This is a genomic window from Rhizobium sp. PRIMUS64 (genome assembly GCF_023006465.1).
GTDB lineage: Bacteria > Pseudomonadota > Alphaproteobacteria > Rhizobiales > Rhizobiaceae > Rhizobium > Rhizobium leguminosarum.
Genome location: NZ_JALBGX010000068.1, coordinates 14,542 through 35,594 on the forward strand (window position 1 = coordinate 14,542; position 21,053 = coordinate 35,594).

General features: G+C 62.4%; 20 protein-coding genes. 12 read left to right on the top strand and 8 right to left on the bottom strand.

The annotated features are described in order from the left end of the window. Window positions 1-31 precede the first annotated feature (31 nt). Window positions 32-451, bottom strand: coding sequence for a universal stress protein (locus MOV76_RS23830; RefSeq protein WP_018241247.1), 420 nt, complete (start codon window positions 449-451; stop codon window positions 32-34). Window positions 452-744: 293 nt separating this feature from the next. On the opposite strand from MOV76_RS23830, the gene MOV76_RS23835 reads away from it, so the two are divergent. From MOV76_RS23835 to MOV76_RS23845, 3 genes are all read left to right on the top strand, one after another. Then, on the top strand, window positions 745-1,605 hold the full coding sequence (locus MOV76_RS23835) for a VOC family protein (protein WP_247265409.1): 861 nt from the start codon (window positions 745-747) through the stop codon (window positions 1,603-1,605). Window positions 1,606-1,781: 176 nt separating this feature from the next. After that, on the top strand, window positions 1,782-2,948 hold the full coding sequence (locus MOV76_RS23840; RefSeq protein WP_018241245.1) for an AI-2E family transporter: 1,167 nt from the start codon (window positions 1,782-1,784) through the stop codon (window positions 2,946-2,948). An 18-nt stretch (window positions 2,949-2,966) separates the two neighbouring features. Beyond that, window positions 2,967-4,256 carry an FAD-binding oxidoreductase gene (locus MOV76_RS23845; RefSeq protein ID WP_247265410.1) on the top strand — a complete coding sequence of 430 codons (1,290 nt, stop codon included), beginning with the start codon at window positions 2,967-2,969 and terminating at the stop codon, window positions 4,254-4,256. A gap of 31 nt (window positions 4,257-4,287) precedes the next feature. Here the strand turns inward: MOV76_RS23845 and MOV76_RS23850 are convergent, their stop codons facing one another. Both MOV76_RS23850 and MOV76_RS23855 read right to left on the bottom strand, forming a co-directional pair. Beyond that, the gene (locus MOV76_RS23850) at window positions 4,288-5,100 is read right to left on the bottom strand and encodes a polysaccharide deacetylase family protein (RefSeq protein ID WP_018446261.1); all 813 of its coding nucleotides are present in this window, start codon (window positions 5,098-5,100) and stop codon (window positions 4,288-4,290) included. Window positions 5,101-5,202: 102 nt separating this feature from the next. Continuing rightward, window positions 5,203-5,592 (bottom strand): DUF930 domain-containing protein, encoded by a 390-nt coding sequence (locus tag MOV76_RS23855; protein WP_003557772.1) that lies wholly within the window; start codon window positions 5,590-5,592, stop codon window positions 5,203-5,205. A gap of 253 nt (window positions 5,593-5,845) precedes the next feature. On the opposite strand from MOV76_RS23855, the gene MOV76_RS23860 reads away from it, so the two are divergent. Next, window positions 5,846-7,954: a S9 family peptidase gene (locus MOV76_RS23860; RefSeq protein ID WP_247265411.1), complete on the top strand. Its 2,109-nt coding sequence runs from the start codon at window positions 5,846-5,848 to the stop codon at window positions 7,952-7,954. Between the two features lie 17 nt (window positions 7,955-7,971). Further along, window positions 7,972-8,496, top strand: a complete 525-nt coding sequence (locus MOV76_RS23865) for a DUF1697 domain-containing protein (RefSeq protein ID WP_247265412.1) — start codon at window positions 7,972-7,974, stop codon at window positions 8,494-8,496. Window positions 8,497-8,507: 11 nt separating this feature from the next. Here the strand turns inward: MOV76_RS23865 and MOV76_RS23870 are convergent, their stop codons facing one another. Continuing rightward, window positions 8,508-9,176: a TetR/AcrR family transcriptional regulator gene (locus tag MOV76_RS23870; RefSeq protein WP_018241240.1), complete on the bottom strand. Its 669-nt coding sequence runs from the start codon at window positions 9,174-9,176 to the stop codon at window positions 8,508-8,510. Window positions 9,177-9,395: 219 nt separating this feature from the next. Between MOV76_RS23870 and MOV76_RS23875 the strand changes: the two genes are divergently transcribed. Together MOV76_RS23875 and MOV76_RS23880 are read left to right on the top strand one after the other, a co-directional pair. After that, window positions 9,396-10,343, top strand: a complete 948-nt coding sequence (locus MOV76_RS23875) for a homocysteine S-methyltransferase family protein (RefSeq protein ID WP_247265413.1) — start codon at window positions 9,396-9,398, stop codon at window positions 10,341-10,343. 21 nt (window positions 10,344-10,364) lie between these two features. Further along, the gene (locus tag MOV76_RS23880) at window positions 10,365-10,595 is read left to right on the top strand and encodes a hypothetical protein (RefSeq protein ID WP_247265414.1); all 231 of its coding nucleotides are present in this window, start codon (window positions 10,365-10,367) and stop codon (window positions 10,593-10,595) included. Window positions 10,596-10,612: 17 nt separating this feature from the next. On the opposite strand, the gene MOV76_RS23885 is transcribed toward MOV76_RS23880, so the two are convergent. Continuing rightward, window positions 10,613-12,067, bottom strand: coding sequence for a DHA2 family efflux MFS transporter permease subunit (locus MOV76_RS23885; protein WP_247265415.1), 1,455 nt, complete (start codon window positions 12,065-12,067; stop codon window positions 10,613-10,615). A 361-nt stretch (window positions 12,068-12,428) separates the two neighbouring features. Here MOV76_RS23885 and MOV76_RS23890 point away from each other — a divergent pair, with 361 nt between their 5' ends. The 4 genes from MOV76_RS23890 (at window position 12,429) to MOV76_RS23905 (ending at window position 17,919) form a co-directional block, all read left to right on the top strand. Then, on the top strand, window positions 12,429-13,211 hold the full coding sequence (locus tag MOV76_RS23890) for an HAD-IIB family hydrolase (protein WP_018446267.1): 783 nt from the start codon (window positions 12,429-12,431) through the stop codon (window positions 13,209-13,211). A gap of 109 nt (window positions 13,212-13,320) precedes the next feature. Next, complete coding sequence (locus MOV76_RS23895) at window positions 13,321-14,823, top strand: YdiU family protein (protein ID WP_130716024.1); 1,503 nt, start codon at window positions 13,321-13,323, stop codon at window positions 14,821-14,823. 197 nt (window positions 14,824-15,020) lie between these two features. Then, window positions 15,021-17,360, top strand: coding sequence for a glucose/quinate/shikimate family membrane-bound PQQ-dependent dehydrogenase (locus MOV76_RS23900; RefSeq protein WP_247265416.1), 2,340 nt, complete (start codon window positions 15,021-15,023; stop codon window positions 17,358-17,360). Between the two features lie 94 nt (window positions 17,361-17,454). Beyond that, on the top strand, window positions 17,455-17,919 hold the full coding sequence (locus MOV76_RS23905) for a hypothetical protein (RefSeq protein ID WP_247265417.1): 465 nt from the start codon (window positions 17,455-17,457) through the stop codon (window positions 17,917-17,919). 60 nt (window positions 17,920-17,979) lie between these two features. On the opposite strand, the gene bla is transcribed toward MOV76_RS23905, so the two are convergent. The 3 genes from bla to dmeR all read right to left on the bottom strand — a co-directional run bounded on the left by bla (window position 17,980) and on the right by dmeR (window position 20,454). Continuing rightward, entirely contained in the window at window positions 17,980-18,909 is a 930-nt protein-coding gene (gene bla / locus MOV76_RS23910) for a class A beta-lactamase (RefSeq protein WP_247265418.1), read from the bottom strand. Window positions 18,910-19,042: 133 nt separating this feature from the next. Then, window positions 19,043-20,074 (bottom strand): CDF family Co(II)/Ni(II) efflux transporter DmeF, encoded by a 1,032-nt coding sequence (gene dmeF / locus MOV76_RS23915; RefSeq protein ID WP_247265419.1) that lies wholly within the window; start codon window positions 20,072-20,074, stop codon window positions 19,043-19,045. A gap of 107 nt (window positions 20,075-20,181) precedes the next feature. Further along, complete coding sequence (dmeR, locus tag MOV76_RS23920; protein ID WP_018446272.1) at window positions 20,182-20,454, bottom strand: Ni(II)/Co(II)-sensing transcriptional repressor DmeR; 273 nt, start codon at window positions 20,452-20,454, stop codon at window positions 20,182-20,184. 269 nt (window positions 20,455-20,723) lie between these two features. On the opposite strand from dmeR, the gene MOV76_RS23925 reads away from it, so the two are divergent. Further along, window positions 20,724-21,053, top strand: a 330-nt coding sequence (locus MOV76_RS23925; protein ID WP_247265420.1) for a GNAT family N-acetyltransferase, incomplete at its 3' end; no start/stop codon positions are given.

A 21,053-nucleotide genomic window follows, 5' to 3' on the forward strand; every position in this document is an offset into this window, starting at 1 on the left:
ATCTTCGTGACAGGCCGCAGTGGCGCAAAAATCAAATCTTCTGCCGGTCGACCAGCACCGAGCATTTGGCATGACGCACGACCCGGTCGGCGGTGGCGCCGATGAAGTAGTTGGAAAAGTCCGGAACGTGTGAGGCGACGATAATCAGATCGGCGCCGTGGCTTTCGGCGGTCGAGATGATGGCTTTGGCAGGCGGGCCGTTGGCGATCTCGACGGTTGCCGTGACGCCGGTGGTTGTCAGCAGCGCTTGCAGCTTGTCGCGGCTGTCCTGCATGGCGTCCTCGACCATATTGGCAGGCAACTCGATCGCGACATAGCTCGGCACATCTTCGATAACGTTGAGCGCGATGATCTCACCGCCGTCATCGAGCAAGGACGCGGCCTTGCGGAGGATCTTTTCTCCCTTTTCGATGCCGCCGAGCGCGATCGCTACGATGATCTTTCTGTACATGGCTTCCCTCCATGACTAGTATTTATAAGCTTCCTCTAAATAAGATATGGGCGCGTTGACGGCGATCAAGTGGGCGCAAGTCATCGTCAACATCTGTTCAACGCTTCATCCTCAAAAACGGGCCTTCTGTGAACAATCGGAATGCGCCATATAGGGATCAAGTACGGCAACCGAGGGACCAGAGGCGAATGAACCGGCGAAACTTCCTCGGGCTTGCCACAGGCGGCATGTTTGCCGCCACCGCCGGTACGCCTTCTCTCTTACAGGCCAATTCAGAGGCAGGAGAACAATCCATGACGACCGAAACTTCCTATGCGCTGACGCGGCCCGCCTATATCGACCAGTCGCATCTCGTCGTCACCGACCTTGGCCTCGTTTCCGGTTTCTATCAATCGATGCTTGGCCTGAAGGTCATCGAGAAGACGGCGAGCGGCGAAGTGCTGGGTGTCGGCGATCTCCCTTTGCTGACGCTGACGACCGCAAAAGATGCGACCATCGCGCCGCGCAATGCCGCCGGCCTTTTCCACACCGCCTTCCTGATGCCGAGCAGGACCGAGCTCGCACGCTGGTTGCGCCATGCGGCACAGAACAATGTCGCGCTCGACGGCGCCTCGGACCATCTCGTCAGCGAGGCGATCTATCTTTCCGATCCCGAAGGCAACGGCATCGAGATCTATGCCGACCGGCCGCACGAACAATGGAAATTCCACCAGGACGGCATGGTGGAGATGGCGACGCTTCGCCTCGACCTGCAGGCGCTCTATAACAGCGCGCCTGATGAGCGCTGGAACGGCATGGCTGTGGGGACGGCGATCGGTCACCTGCATCTGCAGGTCGGCGACATCCCGCAGGCCGACGCCTTTTACCGCGACGTCCTCGGCCTCAAGCTGATGGCGCGCTATCCCGGCGCCAGCTTCTTTGCGAGCGGCGGCTATCATCACCATCTCGGCGCCAATATCTGGAATAGCCGCGGCGCGACGGCTCGCGCCAGCAATATGACCGGGCTTTCGGACTACAAGATCCGTTTCAACGACAAGGCGACGCTGGATGCGGCGGTCTCCAAGCTCGATGCGCTGGAGATCAAAAGCGAGAAGCGCGACGGCGGCGTATTCCTCAGGGATCCCTGGGGCATCGGCCTGACGCTGTCGGCGTAATTTCCAGGTTGCCGCAGATCAGCCATAGCGGTTGAAGACGCTCACGCCATGCGGGCAATGCCATCGGCGCAAAGACATGCCGGATGCACCTTCACAGGCGGTCGTTCCTTCAGGGAACCGGAACCCTATCGGTGCGTTTCCGTGAGGAAGCAATGGGGCTTCGGGGACCTCACCGCATGGGCATCGCCAATGGCATCCGCAAACAAGCAAAGAAAATCGCGATCGGCGAACGCCACACCAGCGCCTGGGCACAGTCGCTGAAGGAAGCTGCGGAAGAACTGCCGCCGCCTCCGCTGCACCGTCTGGAAAAGGATGGGCTCGACGTCAGCATGGCCTGGGCGATCATCGGCATCTTCGGCATTCTTTTTCTTGCCGCGGTCTACCTGATGTCGCTGATCCTCATCCCGATCACACTTGCCGTCGTCGTCGGCATGATCCTCGGCATGGCGGCAGAAAAGCTTGGCAAGATGGGAGTGCCGCGGCTTGCCAACGCCTTCATGCTGTCGAGCGCCGTGGCGCTGGTGATCTTCCTGCTGATCAACTCGCTTGCCGACCCGCTGATGACACTTGCCAATGAGGGGCCGGCCTTCGCCGAGCGAACCATAAACCGCGTCATGCCATATCTGGAACGCATCAGATGGCTGCATATCACGCCGGCGACATTCGAAAGCGGGTCAATGTCGATCGGTGCGCTGCTCGAAAACACCGGCAACGTGCTGCACGTGGTGACCAGTAGCCTGACGCCGGCGCTGGTGCAGGGGATGATCTTCTTTGCGGCGCTGCTGTTCTTCCTCGCTGGTCGGGTCAACTTGCGCAAGACGATCATCATGACCTTCCGCACCCGCACGCAACGCCTGGCGGCAATCCGTGTCATCAATGCCGTAGAGCAGGTGCTCGGCTTCTATTTCGCCACGGCCTCGCTGATCTATGTCGGGCTCGGCGTCGTCATGACTGTCATCGCCTATGCCGGTGGGCTGTCGGCCCCGGTGCTCTGGGGCTTCTTCGCCTTCCTGTCGAGCTTCATCCCCTATCTCGGCATCACGCTGATGACACTTGCCGTCGCGGTCGCCGGCATCCTGACCCATGATGGCATCCTCATCGGACTGATGCCGGCGGCAGCCTTCTTCACCGTGCATCTCCTCATGGAGAACCTGATCTTCCCGGCGGTGATGGGACGGCGGCTGGAAATCAATCCCTTCGTCGTCTTCCTCGCCATCCTGTTCTGGACATGGATGTGGGGTGCCGTCGGCGCCATGCTGGCGCTGCCGCTTTCGCTGATCGTCATGACTATTATCGACGAGTTGCTGATCGAGGAAAAACCGCAGCCGCAATTGCCGAAATAATCAACCGGGGAAACCTTCGTGGCAGCTGATCTCGACCTTACCGAATCCGATCATGACCAGATGGTCAGCGGCCGTTCTCTCTGGGGAAAAAGCGGCATTCGGCCCGAATGGCGGCCGATCGAGCAGAGCTTTTCCACCGACATCGCCGTGATCGGCGGCGGCATTACCGGCGCATTGGTTGCCGAACATTTGACGGCCCGGGGTTTCTCCGTTGTTATCATCGATCGGGAAGAGCCCGGTTTCGGCAGCACCGCGGCCAGCACGGCGATGCTGCAATGGGAAATCGACAGCACCCTCACCGAGCTCGAGGATTATTACGGTTTCGAGCGTGCGGCCGGCATCTACCGCCGCAGTGGTGCCGCGGTCGCCGGCCTTTCCAAGCTGATCGCCGCAAACGAGATCGCCTGCGGCTTCCGGTCTCGCAATACGCTCTATCTGGCTGATGGCCGCGAAGGCGCGCGCAACCTGCTGGAGGAGCGCCAGCTTCGTCGCCGGGCGGGCCTGCCCGGCGTCTATCTCGAACATCCCGATCTCTTCACACAATTCGAACTCGACCGGGATGGTGCGATCTATTCGCCGGGTTCGGCGGAGTGCGATCCGCTGCTTCTGACCTGGGAGCTTCTGGAGATGGCCGTCCGGCGCGGCGCGCGGCTGGTCAACGCTTCCGTGGCTGCGCTTCACAGCGAAGGTGACCGCGTCATGGCGGAGACGGATGGAGGCCACGTCATCGAGGCGCGGCATGTCGTGCTTGCGACCGGCTATTCGATGCCGGGCCTCGACATGCCGAAACTGCACCGGTCGAGTTCGAGCTGGGCGCTCGCCACCGTGCCGCAAGACCCGGCAAATTTCTGGCGCGACAGGGCGCTGATCTGGGAGGATAGCCACCCCTATCTCTACATGCGCACGACACCGGACAATCGCATCGTCGCCGGCGGCGAGGACGACGAGACGAGCGACGCGGAGGCGCGCGACCGCAAGCTGCCGGCAAAGATCGCCGCAATCCAAGAGAAGATGAAGCGGCTGTGGCCGAAGGCGGATACACGCGTCGCCCATGCCTGGTGCGGCACCTTCGGCGAGACGGCCGACGGCCTGCCGCTGATCGGTCCGGTGCCGGAGATACCACATGTGTTCGCAGCCTATGGCTACGGCGGCAACGGCATCACCTTCTCCTATCTCGCCGCGCAAATGATCGGCGCCATGCTGGCTGGCATGCAACGGGATTGGTTCGAGGATTTTGCCGTCGACCGCGACGGACCGGGCTTAAGAACGCTGCACGAGCGATTCCGACCGGAAATCATGCTGCGGTAAATCTGGTTCGAGACGGAAGAAGCTTCGGCCGTTATTCGGTCGTCTTGTCGTCGCCGGTGTCCTCGACATCCTGGAGGCGGACGAATTGCGTGCCCTTGGCCTTGAGATCGACCAGCGCCTTCGCCACCCCCTCGCCGGCCGCATGGGTCGGCTGGTTGACGTGGGAAATGACGACGTCGCCGTCCCTGGCCGAGGCGATACGCTTTTCGGTGATCACAGCCCCGAGCAACGAGCCGCCGTCGCCATTCACCGAATAACCGGCAATGCGATAGCCCATGGCGCGGATCTCGCCGATGGCGGAAAGATCATATTTGGCGGTCGAGCCGCGGAACCAGTGCGGCGCCGGGATGCCGGCAGCGACCATCGCGGCAGCGCCGCCTTCGACTTCCTGCCGCACCGCCTGCGGCGAGCCGGCAGACGCGATGCCATAGATCAGCGTCGGCGTGTCGACGGCCGGAATATGGTTCTGGCCATGATTTTCGAGTTCGAAGAGATCGGGATTCTGCAGGAACACGGCGACCGCAGCGGGATTGCGCTTCAGCCAGCGGGCGGTGACGAAGATCGTTGCCGGGATGCGTTCACGCACCAAGGTCGAAAGGATGCGCTCGTCCGCCTGCCCCATGCACGCATCGAAGGTCAGCGCAACACGGGCATGGCCGGCGACATTGGAACGGGCGATATGCAGATGCGGCTCGACGAGTTTTGGCGCCGGCGCCTTCGGGGCCGGACTGACTGCAGCCGGGACCTGACCGAGCGCGGCCGGCACGGCTGACGGAATTTCGTCCGCCAATGCAGCGGAGATGCTGACCAGAAGGAACGCCGAAGCGAGCAGGATGCGGTTCATACGATGGATTTCTATGATTCGAGCTGCCGATTTTAGCGGCGGCTCTCCCCCGGCGCCATGCGGCCGGATGTCACCGCAGCCGCCTGGACGGACAGGGCAGCATCAATCATAGAGATAATACTTGTCCCACTTCTCGCGCGGCACCTTCTCGCCGATCTCGTAGTTGAGTTCGCGCACATTGATATGCTGCGGACCGGTGATGCAATTGTAGGAGAGATGGTACCAGTCGCCCTTGCTGCGGAAGACGGCACCCGGCGCGTCCAGCGAATTGTCGCCGGGGATCGGGTCCTTGAAGGTGTAGGCGATCACCTTGTCGGGCTTGAAGCCGGTGCTGTCCTTGTTGATGCGGCTCATCGCCTCTGTGTCGCAACTCTGTTCCAGGCGGGTCGAGGGATCGAGTTTTTCCAGTTGCTTCTTGATGGCGGGATCGACGGCAAAGGCGGGGGCAGCGAGGCTTGCGAGGGATACAAACAGGAGCAGACGTTTCGGCATTGCGGAGAAAATCCCTTACTGTTGTCCATTCTTCACCCTGCCACAGGCGGCTTGCCGGAGGCTTGGCACGTGCAAATTTCGCGCGACGAGAGCGGACTTTCTTAAATATTGTGGTGACATCAAGGCAGGGCGGGCAAAGTGTCCTCCTTGTTTGTGGAAGGTCATCCGCGCCCTTGCCACACCCTTGCCGCTTGATCCCGGACCAGTGCGCCTCTATCTCTTGCCAACCCGACATTCCCACCGGAGCCATTCCTTGTCCGCTTTCAAGAGCCTGCCGACCCCGCCTGCCGCACCGAAGAAGCCGATCTCCGATACGCGCCACGGCATCACCCGCACGGACGACTATGCCTGGCTGCGCGCCGCTAACTGGCAGGCGATGTTCAAGGATCCGTCGATCCTCGATCCCGAGATCCGCCGCCATCTCGAAGCTGAAAACACCTATATGAACGCGGCGATGGAGGACACCAAGCCGCTGCAGAAGGCGCTGTTTTCCGAGATGCGCGGGCGCATCAAGGAAGACGACAGCTCGGTGCCGATGAAGGACGGCGCCTATGCCTACGGCACCTTCTATGTCACCGGCGGCGAACAGCCGCGTTATTTCCGCATCGCCCGCGACGGCAATGTCGCCGACGAGGCGATCCGCACCGTGCTGCTCGACGGTGACAAGGAGGCGGCCGGCAAGGCCTATTTCCGCCTCGCCGGCCTCGACCATACGAGCGACCACAACCGCGGCATCTGGGGTTACGACGACAAGGGTTCGGAGTTCTTCACGCTGAAGGTGCGCGACCTCCAGACCGGGCAAGACCTCGAGGACCGGATCGAGAATACCGGCGGCGGCGGCGTCTGGGCGCCGGATGGCAAGAGCTTCTTCTATTCGGCACTCGACGAGAATCACCGGCCATCGAAGGTGTTCCACCACATTCTCGGCCAGCCGCAGTCGGAAGACCGGCTGGTCTATGAGGAAGCCGATGCCGGCTTCTTCATGGGCGTCGGCGGCTCGCTGCTCGACGATGTCATCTATATCGACATCCACGACCACGAGACCAGCGAATACCGGCTGCTGTCGACCAAGGACTTGACCGCCGAGCCGAAGCTGGTGGCGGCGCGCGAGGAAGGCATCGAATATTCGCTGACCGAGGGCGGCGACGTCTTCTACATCCTCACCAATGACGGCGGCGCCAAGGATTTCAAGATCATGGAAGCGCCGGTCGACAATCCGGTGAAGGAAAACTGGCGCGAAGTGGTCGCCCACAAGCCCGGCACGCTTATTATCAGCCACATGGCCTATGCCCGCCATCTCCTGTGGCTGGAGCGCAAGGACGGGCTGCCGCAGATCATGATCCGCGACCGCAAGACCGGCGAGGAACATGCGATCGCCTTTGCCGAGGAAGCCTATTCGCTGGGGCTGCAGGGCGCGGCGGAATACGACACCGATATCATCCGCTTCTCCTATTCCTCGATGACGACACCGTCGCAGCTCTATGACTACAACATGGTGACGCGCGAGCGCACGCTGTTGAAGACGCAGGAAGTGCCGTCCGGTCACAATCCCGACGACTACGTCACCCGCCGCGTCTTCGCTCCGGCGTGGGACGGCGAGAAGGTGCCGGTCACCCTGCTCTATCGTAGGGATACCCCACTCGACGGCAGCGCGCCCTGCCTGCTCTACGGCTATGGCGCCTACGGCATCACCATTCCGGCCGGCTTCAACACCAACTGCCTGTCGCTCGCCGACCGCGGCTTCGTCTATGCCATCGCCCATATCCGCGGCGGCAAGGACAAGGGATTTTCCTGGTACGAAGACGGAAAGATGGACAAAAAGACGAACACCTTCAGGGACTTCGTCGCAGCGGCCGACTATCTGAATCAACAGAAGTTCACCTCTTACGCGAAGATCATCGCCGAGGGCGGATCGGCCGGCGGCATGCTGATGGGTGCGGTTGCCAACATGGCGCCGGAGAAGTTTGCCGGCCTCATCGCCGCCGTTCCCTTCGTCGACGTGCTCAACACCATGCTCGACGACACTTTGCCGCTCACCCCGCCGGAATGGCCGGAATGGGGCAATCCGATCGACAGCAAGGAAGAATACGAGCAGATCGCATCCTACTCGCCCTATGACAATGTCGGCGCAAAGGCCTATCCGCCGGTCCTGGCGCTCGGCGGCCTGACCGACCCCCGCGTCACCTATTGGGAGCCGGCCAAGTGGGTGGCGAAGCTGCGCGACAAGACGACGGGCGACGCGCCGATCCTGCTCAAGACCAACATGGATGCCGGCCATGGCGGCGCCTCGGGCCGCTTCCAACGGCTGGAAGAGATTGCCTTTGAGTATGCGTTTGCAATCAAGGTTGCCGGCAAGATGTAAAGGATTCGGAGGAGCCGATGACGGTCTTTGTTGCATTGCTGCGCGCCGTCAATGTCGGCGGCACCGGCTCTTTGCCGATGGCCGAACTGAAGGCGATCTGCGAAGGCCTCGGCTTTTCCGACGTGAAGACCTACATCCAGAGCGGCAACGTGCTTTTCCGCTCGGATGAGGCGGAAAAGACGGTGGAGGAGCGGCTCGACGAGGTGCTCGGCAAGACGATGGGCAAACGCCCAGGCGTGATGGTGCGCAGCCGCAAAGAACTCGACAAGCTTGCCGCCGACGCACCCTTCCCCAGGGCCAAGCCGAACTTCCTGCTGGTCTACTTCCTGCCCGAAAAGCCGCCCGGCGATGCGCTGGAAAAGATGGTGGCGCCCGACGGCGAGGAGGCGAAACTCGCCGGCCGGGAAATCTACGTGCATTATCCCAACGGCTCCGGCCGCTCGAAGCTGAAGCTGCCGGCGCTGAAGACTGGAACGTCGCGCAATCTCAACACCGTGCGCAAGCTCGCGGAAATGGCCGCGGCGATGGAAGGCAAGGACTGACGCCCAAAAAGCTAGTGCGGCTCTGCGCCTCCATGAAAGGCTGAACCGCTCGACGCCCTCGGCATCTCCGCCACCGGCAGGAAGAGCATCTTCACGAAGGTGCGGAGCATCAGCACCTGTTCGGCCAGCGTGTTCGGCTCCTTCAGCGTCTTCGACAAAACGATGCCGCCTTCCAGGACTGAGGACACCATGTCGGCAAGCTGGTCGACGTCGACGGGTTCGCGCAGCGGATAGACGGCCACGATTTCCCGGATCATGCGGCCGAAGCGGCGCCGCCAGGCAAGCACCGCATTCCGGTTGATCTCCTGTATCTCGCGGTCGAACAGCCGCTCGTAATAGCAGATGCCCGCCACAAGACAGCCCGGATGGCCGTTCGGCAGGTCGGAGAGCAATTCGGACAGCAGCTTCAGGCCGAGCAGGAAGGACTGCAGCGGATCGTCGACCAGATCGCGCGCGCGGCTGAAGATCTCGTCGTAGATGCGCTCGTCATTTTCGATGTAACGGTTGAGCAGCGCCTTGGCGAGCTCGTTCTTGTCTCTGAAGTGATAGAAGAAGCCGCTCTTGGTGATGCCGGTCTCGGCGATCAGCTCCTCGATGGATGTGCCGCCGAAACCCTTCTGCAAGACTGCCGCTTCGGCCACATCGAGGATGCGGGTCCGCGTTTCCTCGCCCTTTCGCATGTCCCCTCCTGTACCGACGGTACAGTTTTCAGCGCCGCACCTTCAGGCTTGCTTGCGCCCCCGGCAGCATCGGTTGAAGCAAGCAATTGATATCAATCGGCAAAAACCAAAACCACCTGGAGTATACCGCAAGTCGTCTAGTTTGGCAGCCGATTAAGCGCCAGAACATCATTCGTCGACGGCAGCCGTTTCGGGCGCCGCGAGGGAGAGGCTTCAACAATGGCAAAGTACAGAAATGGTTTGCCGCAGCTCAAAGGCGGCACCTTCATTACCGATGGCGGCATGGAAACGACGATGATCTTCCAGGAAGGGATCGAGCTTCCGCATTTCGCCGCCTTCATATTGCTGTCTTCCGAAGACGGGCGGCAGCGCATGCGGAATTACTATCGCCGCTATCTCGATATCGCCCGGCGGCACGGCACGGGCTTCGTGCTCGACACCGCCACATGGCGAGCCAATCCGGACTGGGGACAGAAGCTCGGCTATACCAGCGAAGCCCTGAAGGCGGTCAACGAGGAGGCCGTCGACCTGCTCGTCGGCTTACGCAGCGCCTATGAGCGGCCGGAGCAGCCGATCGTCATCAGCGGCGCGATCGGCCCGCGCGGCGACGGCTACAAGGCAGGCTTCATGGATGCGGTCGAAGCGGAAGACTACCACGCCTTCCAGATCGGCACTTTTGCCGGCACCGAAGCCGACATGGTGAGCGCCTTCACGCTGACCAGCATCGACGAGGCGATCGGCGTGGCGCGGGCGGCACAGTCGCTCGGCATGCCCTCGGCCATCTCCTTCACGCTGGAGACGGATGGCCGGCTGGTGACGGGCCGCAGCCTTCAGGACGCCATCGAGACGACGGATGCGGCGACCGGCGGAGCGCCGGCCTATTACATGATCAACTGTGCCCATCCGACGCATTTCGAAACAGCACTCGATCCTGGAAGCGCCTGGGTGAAGCGCATTTCCGGCATCCGCGCCAATGCCTCGACCATGAGCCATGAGCAGTTGGACAATAGTGAAACGCTGGATGCGGGCGATCCCGAAGATCTCGGCCGCCGCTACCGCAAGCTCATCGATCGCATGCCTGCGGTGCGCGTGCTTGGCGGCTGCTGCGGCACCGACCACCGCCATGTCGCGGCGATCTGCGAGGCATGCCTGCCGCAGGCGGCGTGACGACCTGAGAGGGAGGAGAGAATGACGATTGGGGGCACGATGTTGCGTGGGCGCGGCTGGCACGATCTGTGGCTTGCGATTACGGGACAGCAGAGGCGCACCGAGCCCGAGGCAGCCGTGGAGGTGGCGCTGCGGGATAGTGATCTCGCCTTCGGGAGCTTGCCCGGCCAGATGACCTACGGCCTCGAGGCAGACCGGCGCGAGGGCCGGCTCTTGCGACGCAGGCAGCCGCGGGAGCCGGTCGGCTTCTGACGAAGGGAAAGGCGGTGTCAGCCTTTGGCGACGGCGCCTTTCGTCTGCTTGGCCTTGTAGCCGGTGATCTCCTCGCCGGCAGTCGGCGAGAAGCGCAGGTTCCAGAAGGTCGCGGTGATCGAGATGATCGTGACGACGATGAAGGCTGCCGAGAAATCGCCAAGGGCCGGCGTCTCGGCGCCATTGAACGCCATGGAGCCGTGCAGCGCCAAGGCGCCGATGCAGATGCCGAGCGACAGCATCAGCTGCTGGAAGGTGGTGTAGAAGCTCGTGGCCGAGCTCATCCGCTCCTTGCTGATCTCGTCATAGGCAATGGTGTTATAGGCGGTGAACTGGAACGACAGGAAGAAGGCGCTGAGCACCAGGACGATAAAGACCAGCGCCATCGGCCAGTCCGGCCGGAAGGCGGCACAAAGGCCATAGCCGATCGTCCCGAGGATGCCGTTGAGGATGAGGCTCCTGCGGAAGCCCAGCCGGCGGAAGACAAATTTCGCCATCGGCTTCATGGCGAGAGCGCCAAGCGCGGTCGCGATGATGATCTGGCCGGCCGCGGCGGCAGACAGGCCGAAGCCGATCTGGAAGAGCAGCGGCAGCAGGAAGGGCTGCGCTCCTTGCGTGATGCGCGTCAGCGAACCGGCAATGACCGACGTGCCGAAGCTCGGCACCTTCATCAGCGAGAAATCCATGATCGGCGACGGGTGCTTGCGGGCATGTCTGAGATAGGCGATACCGAAGAGCAGGCCAAGCGCGATCAGGAAGATCGAAAACGCACCCTCGCCCTCATGGCTCGACATTTCGAAGCCGAAGAGCAGCGAGCCGAGCGAGACGCCGGAAAGAATGAAGCCGATCGTATCGAACGGACCGCTTGCCTTGCCCTTGACCTCGTCGATGTAGATCGAGACGAAGATCATGCCAATGATGCCGATCGGCACATTGATATAAAAGATCCAGCGCCAGTCGAGATAAGTGACGATGAAGCCGCCGAGCGGCGGGCCGACGATCGGGCCGATCAGCGCCGGCACGAGCAGCCAGGACATGGCGCTGACCATATCCTTGCGGTCGACGCTGCGCATCAGCACCAGGCGCCCGACCGGCATCATCATCGCGCCGCCGATGCCCTGCAGCAGCCGCGCCAGCACCAGGAAGGACAGCGTCGGCGCCAGGGCACAGAGGATGGAGCCGACGACGAAGACGGCGATGGCCGAGCGGAAAACGGTGCGGGAGCCGAAACTGTCGGCCATCCGGCCGCTTGCCGGAATGAAGATCGCAAGGCTCAAGAGATAGGAGGTCAGGGCGATCGACATGGCCGGGGCGCTGACGCCGAAATCGCGCGCCATGGTCGGCAGCGCGGTCGCAAGCACGGTCGCATCGATATTTTCCATCAGCATCGCACTCGCGACAATCATCGCGATCACCCGGAAATTGGGTGTGGCGCGCCGAACCATCGGCGCCTGGTAAATCTGATCCGACATCGTCCGGGATCACTCGCGGTGGCGCGGCGGAGCACACAAGGCAGCAAGGCCGCGGGGGATGACATGGCGCAAAGCCAAGGGGAGACGATTTGCTATACGCCTGCGATCATGGCGGCGCTATGTCGTTTATGGCAAAGCTGCTTTGACGAGAGGTAAAGGCAGATCACGATTCCTTGCATGGGTCTGTTCTTCGTGAGGTCTTCAGGGGTGAAGAAGCGACGGGCGGGCGGTGAGTCCATCACCGCTGGTTTTCTGAGCAACGGAGGTGCCCCGATGAATCAAGTCAATGACCTGCGATCCATGCTTGCCGGATCAAGTGCGTGATAGGCAGCTTTACCGTCTGACGAGGAAAGAACTGACAATGAAGCCCCTGAATACAGCAAGCGCCTTTGAATTTAAGAGCGTGCGTTTTGTCCTTACCGACATGGATGAGACGTTGACCTATCGCGGCCGGCTTGCTGCCGCCACTTACACTGCGTTGGAACGTCTCCAGCAATCCGGCGTGATCGTCATTCCGGTGACCGCAGCTCCTGCTGGATGGTGCGATCAGATGGCGCGAATGTGGCCGGTCGATGGAGTCATTGGCGAGAACGGCGGCTTCTATTTTCGGCGCAATGCAAATGGGCACGGCACCAAGCGCTCGTTCTGGCATTCTGACGCGGATCGCGAGGATGTTACACGGCGACTGCGTGCGATTGAGGAAGAAATCCGAGTGGCCTTGCCGAGGGCGCAACTGGCGGAAGATCACCCCTTTCGCATGACCAGCCTTGCTTTCGCCAAACCAGAAGATTCGGATTTGCGAGAAACAATCCTTGCCAGATTGGCCGCGGCAGGCGCTGATGTAACAGTCAACAATCTTTGGCTTCTCGCTTGGCTCGGCGGATACAACAAGCTCTCGATGGCCAAGAGGATACTCAAGCAGGCCTATGATCTGGATGTCGAGACCGATCGCGACGCGGTGCTCTATGCGGGTGACTCGACCAACGATGCGCCAATGTTCAGTTTCTTCCGGCATACGGTGGGCGTGAGCACGGTTGTCGACTATCTCCCTGAGATGCCTACACCACCGGTATGGATCACAGATGGACCGGGCGGAGTTGGCTTCGTCGAGGCTGCAGAAGCGATTTTGCGATCACGGCGATAAGCGTCGGCCAATCGACGATCGACGCGATGCAGCGTCTGCAACCCGTTGCAGATCAGACAGGCGGCAGAACCGGCTTGCGCGGCAGGCAAGCCAGCCCTACCTATGAACTATGACCTCCGCCCTGCAGCAAAATCGGCCCGGTGCGGCCTTTCCGTTCGACAACAGCTATGTCGGTTTGCCGCCGCACTTCTTTGCGGCGCAAGCGCCGACTGCGGTGGCGGAGCCCTGGCTGATCAAGCTCAACGAGCCGCTTGCCACCGAGCTCGGGCTTGACGTCGAGGCCTTGCGCCGCGATGGCGCGGCGATCTTTTCCGGAAATCTCCTTCCCGAAGGGGCCGAACCGCTGGCGATGGCCTATGCCGGGCATCAGTTCGGCGGCTTCTCGCCGCAGCTCGGTGATGGGCGGGCGATCCTTCTCGGCGAGGTCGTCGACCGCAGCGGCAAGCGCTACGATATCCAGCTGAAGGGCGCCGGACCGACGCCTTTTTCGCGCCGCGGCGACGGGCGGGCGGCAATCGGGCCGGTCTTGCGCGAATATATCATCAGCGAGGCAATGTTTGCGCTCGGCATTCCCGCCACGCGGGCGCTGGCGGCGGTGACGACAGGCGAGCCGGTTTATCGCGAAGAGGTGCTGCCGGGCGCGGTCTTCACCCGCGTCGCGGCCAGCCATGTCAGAGTCGGCACGTTCCAGTACTTCGCGGCCAGGGGCGATACCGACGGCGTGCGGGCTCTGGCCGACTATGTGATCGACCGGCACTATCCCGCATTGAAAGAGGCCGAGAACCCCTATCTCTCGCTCTTCGAAGCGGTCTCCGAACGCCAGGCGGCGCTGATTGCCCGCTGGCTGCATGTCGGCTTCATTCATGGCGTGATGAACACGGACAATATGACCGTCTCCGGCGAGACGATCGATTTCGGCCCCTGCGCCTTCATGGATACCTATGATCCGGCGACCGTCTTCTCGTCGATCGACCAGCATGGCCGTTACGCCTATGCCAACCAGCCCGGCATCGGCCAATGGAACCTCGCAAGGCTCGGCGAAACGCTGCTGCCGCTGATCGACGCCGAGCCCGACAGCGCGGTCGATAAGGCCAATGTGGTGATCAAGAGTTACGGCGAACGGTTCCAGGCGCATTGGCTGGCCGGCATGCGCGAAAAGATCGGCCTTGCCGGCGAAGAGGACGGCGATCTCGAACTGGTGCAGGCGCTGCTGTCACTGATGCAGGCGCAGGGCGCCGATTTCACCCTGGCCTTCCGGCGGTTGTCGGATCTTGCCGGCGATGACGTCGCAGCGCCCGCATTTGCGGCAAGTTTCCGCGAAGCGGATGCCTGCGGCCCCTGGCTCACGCAGTGGCGCGAGAGATTGTCCCGCGATCCGCAGACGGCCACTGAGCGCGCCATTGCCATGCGCAGCGTCAATCCAGCCTTCATTCCGCGCAATCACCGGGTCGAACAGGCGATCAAGGCTGCCGTCGAGGACGGGGATTTCTCGCTGTTCGAGGCGCTGCTGAGCGTGCTTTCGAAACCCTATGAGGACCAGCCGGGCTTTGCCGCCTATAGGGAACCACCGAAGCCGGACGAACGGGTGCTTGCGACCTTCTGCGGAACGTGACGGGCGGTCTTGCCCGTTTAGGTGGAGCATTTGTGCCACGGCGATCCGCTTCGATCCGGCCCGACGCCCGGTTCGGTGCATCCGCGCCCTGCGGCAATTGTGGCCGTTGAAAGGCATCTCCCTCGCGCTATCTGCCTGATCGGCGGGGCTTTTCCGCCGATCCTTCACCCCGGCTAACCTCAGCGGGAGACAGCCTTATGGCGATCGTCATCACCTCCATCTTCTTCATCATCATCGGGCTGGCACTCGGCGGTGGCGGGCTCTGGCTCGTCACACTCGGTGGCAGCGTCTTCTATCTGTTTGCCGGGCTGATGTTCGTGATTACCGCCGGCCTGCTTCTGATGCGCAAGGTGGTGGCGCTCTGGGTCTATGCGGTGCTCGTCGTCGCAGCACTCGCCTGGGCGATCTGGGAGGTTGGCTTCGACTGGTGGCAGCTCGGCCCGCGCGGCGGCATGATCATCCTGCTCGGGCTTTGGCTGCTGACACCATGGATCCGCCGGCCGCTCGGCCTGCGCAGCCCGACGGGCATCACCTACGCCGCCAACCCCTGGCCGCTCGCCGTGCCTGTCATCCTCGCCATCCTCGTCGCCCTCTATTCGATGACGACTGACCCGCATGACCTTGCCGGCGAGCTGCCCAAGGACATGGTCGCCGCCAATCCCGCCTTCGGCGGCAGCGTGCCGGATGGCGAATGGCATCAATATGGCCGCACGCCCTTCGGCCAGCGCTATTCGCCGCTCGACCAGATCACAGCCCAGAATGTCTCCACTCTCAAGGAAGCGTGGCGATACCAGACCGGCGACGTCAAACGGCCGGAGGATATCAGCGAGACGACCTATCAGGTGACGCCGCTCAAGGTGAAGGACACGCTCTATCTCTGCACGCCGCACAACTGGGCGATCGCGCTCGATGCCAAGACCGGCAAGGAGAAATGGAAATACGACGCCAACTCAGGCATGAACCCCGACCGGCAGCATCAGACCTGCCGCGGCGTCACCTATTATGCCGATCCAACCGTTGCCGCCGGCCAGCCCTGCGCCGAACGCGTCTACCTGCCGACATCCGATGCCCGGCTGATCGCGCTCGATGCGGCGGACGGGAAGGTCTGCACCAGCTTTGCCGACCAGGGCGTGCTGCATTTGGAAACCGGCATGCGCTACAATCCGGCCGGCTATTACTATTCCACCTCGCCGCCGGTCGCGGTGGCGGGCAAAATCATCGTCGGTGGGGCGGTGAACGACAATTATTCGACTGAGGAACAATCCGGCGTCATCCGCGCCTTCGACATCAATACCGGCGCATTGGTCTGGAACTGGGATTCCGGCAATCCCGACGTGACGACGCCGATCACCGAGGGCCAGACCTATACGACCAACTCGCCGAACAGCTGGTCGGTCTTCAGCGTCGACGAGACACTCGGCATGGTCTACATCCCGCTCGGCAACCAGGTGCCCGACCAGCTCGGCATCAACCGCAGCGACAATGTCGAGAAATTCTCCTCCTCGATCGTCGCGCTCGATATCGCCACCGGCCAGCTGCGCTGGGTGCGCCAGACGGTGCATCACGATCTCTGGGACATGGACGTGCCGGCCCAGCCGGCGCTGATCGACCTGACGAAGCAGGACGGCACCGTGGTTCCGGCCCTGGTCGGCCCGACCAAGCAGGGCGATCTCTATGTGCTCGACCGGCGCAGCGGCGAGCCGATCATCCCCATCAAGGAAATCCCGGCGCCGGGTGGTGCGGTCTCCGGCGATCATACTTCGCCGACGCAGCCGATCTCGGACCTCACCTTCTCGCCGGAGCCGCTTCAGGAAAAGGACATGTGGGGCGTGTCGCTGTTTGATCAGCTCGCCTGCCGCATCGACTTCCACCGCTACTACTATGAGGGCCGCTATACGCCGCCTTCGCTCAAAGGCACGATCGTCTATCCCGGCAATTTCGGCACCTTCAACTGGGGCAGCGTGGCGGTGGATCCGGAGCGGCAGATCATGTTCGGCATGCCGACCTATCTCGCCTTCACCTCGCGCCTGGTGCCGGCCGCCGATATTCCGCCGAGGGGCCAGGACGAGAAGGGCAGCGAACAGGGGCTCAACCGCAATGACGGCGCGCCTTACGGCGTGTTCATGGGTCCCTTCCTTGGGCTGCTCAAAATCCCCTGCCAGGCGCCGCCATGGGGCTATGTCGCGGGCGTCGACATGCGCACCGGCAAGATTGCCTATATGCACAAGAACGGCACCGTGCGCGACATGACGCCATTGCCCCTGCCCTTCAAGGTGGGCGTACCCGGCATCGGCGGACCGATGCTGACCAAGGGTGGCGTCGCCTTCCTGGGGGCTGCGGTCGACAACTACCTGCGCGCCTATGACGTGACGAATGGCCGAGAGCTCTGGCAGGCGCGGCTTCCCGCCGGCGGCCAGGCGACGCCGATGACCTATGAGACTGATGATAACAAGCAATATGTCGTCATGGTCGCAGGCGGCCACGGCTCGGTCGGCACCACGCCCGGCGATTACGTGATCGCCTATACGCTGCCTTGATGGGAGCGCTCCTTCTCCTCACGAGAAGGAGCCGGCGCAAGCTCTAGGCATGGTTGCATCGCCATTCTCTCCCCGTTTTTCGGGGAGAGTTTTTATGGAAATCTCTAGCAATATTCGCAATTATTACGGGGTCGGCGGTCTTTTCGATCAGTCGGCCAAATCCAAGAATCAGCAAACGACGGACTTCGACAGCACTGCGCGCAATACTGCGCCCGGTCTCGAGCCCAGCAGCACGCCGCCTTCGATCGCCAATACGATGTGGGCTCTGCAAAGCAGCGAAGGCCCCTATATCAATCCGCCTTCCGACGACGAAGCGGCGGCGAGTGCGGCGCATGACGCCCTGGTCGACGAATTCTCCAAATGGGGCAACATGACGCCGGCGGAATATATCCGCGCCCGCTATCTCGAGCAGCACGATCTGACCGAAGCCGATCTGGCCGCCATGCCGGCCGATCAACGCGCCGCAATCGAGAAGGAAATCGCCGAGCAGATCAAGCGCGAGATGGCCGGTATCGAGGATGACGGCACCAAGACGGCAGATGACATCACCGCCGCCTGAGCCACAGGCAGATCGAATCCAGCATGCGGCGGGAGCTTTCTCCGCCGCATTTTTCATGATTCACACCATCTCGACGATCATGCGGCCGACTTCGGCAAAGACCGGGTTGAGTTCCTTCACCGGCACCGTCGTCTCACTGATATAAACGGCTGCGACGATCGGACCGCGATCCGGCGGCCAGATCACGGCGATATCGCCGAGAGAGCCATTCGGCCCGGTGCCGGTCTTGTCGCCGACCTTCCAATCCGCCGGCAAGCCGGCGCGCAGCCGCTCCTTGCCTGTCGTGCTCGCCACCAGCCAGGCGATCAGCCTGTCGCAGGAGGCCTCAGTGAGGACCGAGCCGAGCGTCAGATTGCCGAGCGTGTCGAGCATCGCATCCGGGGTCGTCGTGTCGCGCGGGTCGTCCTTCCGGCCCTCGTTCAGCGTCGGTTCGGTGCGGTCAAGACGGGTCGTGCCGTCACCGATCGAGCGCAGCCAGTCGGTCAGACCCGCCGGCCCGCCAAAACTTTCGAGCAGCAGATTGCCGGCCGTGTTGTCGCTGACGGTCACCGCCGCCTCGCAGAGTTCGGCGACGGTCATGCCATCGGTTCCGGCATGTTTTTCGCTGAGCGGCGAATAATCGACGAGCTTGTCCTTGCCGTAGGTCACCCGCCGATCGAGGTTCTCCTCGCCCTTGTCAGCACGGGCAAGCACGAAAGCGGCGGCCAGCGCCTTGAAGGTACTGCACATCGGAAAGGCCTCGCTGCCGCGATAGCCGAAGGAGATGCTCGTCTCAGTGTCGAGCACCGAGACGCCGAGGCGACCACCGGTGCGTTTTTCCAGCGCAGCAAGGCGGCGCTCGATGTTGTCGTCGCCCTCCTCGGCACTCTCCTTGGCCCCCTCCTCGGCCCCCTCCTCGGCGTTGGCGGGAATCGCCAGCGCGGGCAAGCCCATCGCAGGCAGGCACAATGCCGCGCCTATCAGCATGCGGCGGGTTAGACTGAGATCCATGAAATCCTCCGGCAAATCGGGAGGACAGAGCTAAGGCGAGATTGCGGCGGCATCTCGTCCCCAAGGCGATGTTAATCGTCCGTCGACCGACCTTTGTCGTCCGCCGAGCGATCTTATCGTCCGCTCGCCCCGATCACGCCGCGCGCGTAACCTCGACCGTTACATGCGACAATTCCTCCAACGCCGAAAGCCTGCCCTTGTAGAAGGCCGGATCGCGCGGCTTCGAGGTAAGGACGGCAACGATTGCGGCATGATGGCCGGGGCCGACCTGCCAGACATGCAGATCGGTGATCCGGTCGTCCTCCGTCTCGATGGCGCCGCGGATCTCCGCCGGCAGCGTCTCGCCTTCGGAAATGACGTCGAGCAGGACGCCGCCGGAAGATCTCATCAGGCTCCACGACCAATTGGCGATCACCAAACCGCCGACGATGCCCATCAGGGGATCGAGCCAGAGCCAGCCATAAAGGCTGCCGAGCGTCAGCGCCGCGATGGCGAGCACGGAGGTCAAAGCATCGGCGATGACATGCAGATAGGCGGCGCGGATATTGTTGTCGCCGGTCTTTGCGTGATGGGCATGGTCGCCATGACCGTGCGGACGATGTCCATGCGCGGGATGGGCGTGGTTGCCATGACTGTGATGCGCGTGATGGCCATGCCCATGATGATGGTGCGCATGATCGCCATGCGCGGCATGGCCGCCGCCGGCCAGCAGCCAGGCGCTGGCCAGATTGACGGCAAGGCCGATCACCGCCACGGCGATCGCCTGGGCAAAACCGATCGGCACGGGATTGGAAAGGCGCAGCAGGCTTTCCCAGGCCATCAGCAGGGCGATCAGGGCAAGGATGATGGCGCTGGCGAAGCCGGCGAGATCGCCGAGCTTGCCGGTGCCGAAGGTGAAACGCGGATTGCGCGCCTGCCGGCGGGCGAAGAGATAGGCGAGCGCCGAAATCAGCAGAGCACTGGCATGGGTCGACATGTGCCAGCCATCGGCGACCAGGGCCATGGAGCCGTAGACGGTGCCGGCGGCGATTTCCGCCACCATCATTACCGCCGTCAGCGCGATGACCAGCCAGATGCGCCGCTCGTTGCGCGTATGATCGGCGCCGAGGAAGACATGATCATGTTCCAGGGTATTGATTCCAGCCTTCTCGATTCCGGCACTCATGACAGGCTCCTTCGTCGCCGCTATAAGCTTTTGTTTTTACACAATTCCTGGGAAAATGCTTCGCAGTTTTCCCGGGAAAACCGCTTCACACTTTTCCTGAAATTGCTCTAGCGCATATAGGTTCTCAACACTTCCGATATTTCCTCGACCGCCTCCGCCCTTGCCGCATCGTCGGCGGCATTCAGCACGTGCTCACGCAGATGATCGTCGAGCACCTCGCCGGTCAGCCCGGTCAGCGCGCCGCGGACGGAGGCGAGCAGTTGCAGGATCTCGCCGCAGGGGCGCTCGGCCTCGAGGGCGCGCTCGACCGCCTCCATCTGCCCCTTCAAGCGGCTAATGCGGGCGACGAGCTTCTTTTTCTGCAGGGTGGTGTGGGACATGATGGGTTCTCATATAGCATAGGGGGGTATACTATCAAGGGTGAGTCCAGAGCTCAATGCCTGTGATGGGCTCCGATCCGCCATTGACAAAGCCTGCGTTTCCGACGATCTATGACCCATGATCAAAAACGCGCACCAGAGCCGCTCGTATTTTTGGCTGTACCTGTAAAGGGCGGCCGGACAAGATCATATTGTCAACAAGCCGCCGTCAGGCGGCTTTGTTGTATCGGCAGCGTCCTGACGGCAGAATATCAAAGGACGCGAAGACCATGACCGAAATCGAAGACAGCGAAATTTCACTGATGCGCCCATCGGTGGTGACGATCCGCGCCGCCAAGCCGCGCGACCTGCCCGAACTCAACGAGATGATCGCCCTGCTTGCCGCCCATCACGGCGATGCGGCAGGCACGACGGCGGAGCAGCTGGAGCGCGACCTCTTCGGCCCGCTGCCCTGGATTAATGCGCTCGTCGCCGAGACCGGCGGAGGGCTGATCGGCTACGCCATTCTCGTGCCGCTCTACAGGGCGCAGGAAGGCAAGCGCGGCATGGACCTGCACCACCTCTTCGTGCGTGACGGCCATCGCGGTCACGGCACCGGC